Annotated in this window: 3 protein-coding genes; all 3 read left to right on the forward strand. The window is 61.0% G+C overall.

Annotated elements, in window-relative coordinates:
• The coding region (locus tag ABYO54_RS15770; RefSeq protein ID WP_372809189.1) for a valine--pyruvate transaminase at nt 1–1,251 on the forward strand (1,251 nt) is incomplete at its 5' end.
• A gap of 112 nt (nt 1,252–1,363) precedes the next feature.
• Nucleotides 1,364–2,293 (forward strand): S1C family serine protease, encoded by a 930-nt coding sequence (locus tag ABYO54_RS15775; protein ID WP_372809190.1) that lies wholly within the window; start codon nt 1,364–1,366, stop codon nt 2,291–2,293.
• 35 nt (nt 2,294–2,328) lie between these two features.
• On the forward strand, nt 2,329–2,841 hold a 513-nt coding region (locus ABYO54_RS15780; RefSeq protein WP_372809191.1), incomplete at its 3' end, for a hypothetical protein.

The raw sequence follows: 2,841 nt of genomic DNA on the forward strand, positions 1-2,841 counted from the left end.
CTCTCAAAGTTTGGCGAAAAGTTTACTCGGAAGGCGGCCATCACGGAACTGATGGACGACCTGGGATCCGCCATGGCCAAGGGCGACATGCTGATGCTCGGCGGCGGCAACCCGGCGCACATCCCCGAAATGCAACTCCACTTCCGCCGGCGCATGGAACAGATCCTTGCCGAACCGCGCGGCTTCGAGTCGATGATCGGCAACTACGACGGCACCCGCGGCAACGAGGCCTTCATCGAAGCGCTTGCCGTCATGCTGCGCGAAACCTTCGGCTGGGACATCGGCCCCGCGAACATTGCCCTGACCAACGGCAGTCAGAATGCCTTTTTCTGCCTGTTCAACCTGTTTGCCGGCGAAATGCCCGACGGATCGAAGAACAAAATCATGTTTCCGCTGACCCCGGAATACATCGGCTACGCCGATGCGGGGCTCTCCGACGACTTTTTCATTTCCCGGCGGCCGACCATCGAGCTGATGGATGGCGGGCTTTTCAAATACCACGTCGACTTCAATGCGTTGAACGTTGGCGACGACATCGGCGCTCTTTGCGTATCGCGCCCGACCAACCCGACGGGCAACGTTTTGACCGACGAGGAAATCCGGCACCTCGACGCGATCGCGCAGGACAAGGGGATCCCGCTCATTATCGACAACGCCTACGGCACCCCCTTCCCGGACATCATCTACACCGAGGCGCGGCCACACTGGAACGAAAACACGGTCGTCTGCATGAGCCTCTCGAAGCTCGGCCTGCCCAACCTGCGCACCGGCATCGTGATTGCCCGCGAGGAGATTGTTTCGGCCATTGCCGAATTCAACGGCGTATTGCACCTGGCCCCCGGCGGGCTAGGCGCGCGCCTGGCGATGGAGATGGTGCGCAGCGGCGAAATCATGCAAATCAGCCGGGACATCGTGCAACCGTACTATCAGCGCAAAGCCCTCCAAACGCTGGAATGGTTCCGCGAGGAACTGGGAGATCTGCCCTGCCGCATTCACAAGCCGGAAGGCGCCCTCTTCCTCTGGCTCTGGTTCCAGGACCTCCCCTGCACCAGCCGGGAACTCTACGAACGGCTCAAGACCCGCAAGACGCTCATCGTTCCCGGTAGCTATTTCTTCCCGGGCCTGGAAAACGAATATTGGCAGCACAAGCACGAATGCATCCGCGTCAGCTATGCCCAGAACGACGAAACCGTCCACCAGGGCGTCAAGGTCATCGCCGACGAGGTGCGAAAGCTCTACCGGCATCAATAACGGGTCATCCGCAATGCGCAACCATGGTTTTTGACACGCCTGCGCGCTTCGGCTAGTCTTTTCCTGTTTTTCAGGTTTTGTGCATCACCGCTCAACGCATCAAAGGAACCCGATGAGAACCTACGTTTATTTATTGCTGCCCCTGCTCGTTGCCACCGCCCGCGCCGACGATGTCGTATTGCGCGGCGGCGCAAAGATCCAGGCGCCCGTGTTGAAGCAGGCCGACGACTCGATCGTGCTGGACCTCGGCTTCGACGTCCTGCGCATACCGAATTCCGAGATCCTCGCCACCTACGAGGACTCCGCGGTCGAGGGCACGGCGCCAACCGATGCCAACGCGCTCTACACGGTGCAGGTTCCCGAACGCATCACCACCGCCGAGGCCGCCAAGCTCTATGCCCCGGCCGTGGTGCTGGTCAAAACCGCGAGCGGGCTGGGCTCCGGCTTCTTCATCAACAAGGCGGGCTACCTCATCACCAACTTCCACGTCATTGCCGGGGAAAAGAAAATCTCGGTCACCCAGTTCCTGCAGGAAAACAAGATCCTGCGCCGGGTCGTGCACCAGGACGTGGAGATCGTGGCCACCGCCCCGTTCCACGATCTGGCCGTGCTGAAACTCAAGGAGTTCGATACGGAGATCACGCCGGTCGTCTTCGCGCCGGACGAAAACCTCAGCATCGGCGAGGCCGTGTTCGCGATCGGCAATCCGCTCGGGCTCGAACGCACCGTGACCGAAGGCGTGCTCAGCCAGACGCACCGCAACTTCGGCGGCATCCTCTATTTGCAAATCGACGCCGCGGTCAACCCCGGCAACTCGGGCGGCCCGCTGTTCAACGCGCGCGGCCAGGTGATCGGCGTCATCAACATGGGCGTGCCGACCATGGAAGGGCTCAACTTCGCCATCCCGGCGCGCCACCCCAAATATATCCTCGACCAGATCGACGCGTTCGCCTACGACGCCTCCAACCCCGAGTCCGGCTACGTCTATCCCGATCCGCCGCGCCGCCCGGGCCGTTTTTCCGCCGCAACCGAATTCAACTAACGCAACCGTTCCGCCGAAACCAAAGGAGCCCGACAATGTTTACCAAGACCCTTGCAATTGCCCTGCTGGCCATCCTGCCGCCGGCGGCCTTCGCCCTCGAGCGCACCGAACTGCTGCCGCCCGATGCACAGACCTATCTGCGCGTTTCAAACACCACCGACTTTTGGACGATGCTCCAGAAATCCTCGATCGGCAAACTGTGGCAGGATCGCCAATTCCAGGACTTCCTGGGCAACCCCGATGCCGAAACCTGGCAGGACTTCTTCTTCGACGGCGAAAAGGACGCGGAGGACGAGGTGCTCATCGAACAGATGAAAATGCTGAAGGGCGAGCTGGTATTGGGCTTCAACCTCGACCGCGAAGATCCATGCATCATTGCCGCCATGAGCGAAGCGGACTTCAAGCGCAGCCTCGAACTCGACGACCGGGTACGGGAAATCATGGACGAGCCGTTTGGCCTGGTGCGGAGCGACTTCCAGGGCACCGAAATCATCCAGCACATCGAGCACCCGGGCTCGGAGTACGAATCGTTCTCGTGGCAGACGCAC

This window comes from Pontiella sp., assembly GCF_041622395.1.
In the GTDB taxonomy this organism is placed as follows: Bacteria; Verrucomicrobiota; Kiritimatiellia; order Kiritimatiellales; family Pontiellaceae; genus Pontiella.

Excerpts from the sequence above, each read along its gene's own strand:
- ABYO54_RS15775 (WP_372809190.1), top strand. The coding sequence starts at position 1,364 with ATGAGAACCTACGTTTATTTATTGCTGCCCCTGCTCGTTGCCACCGCC.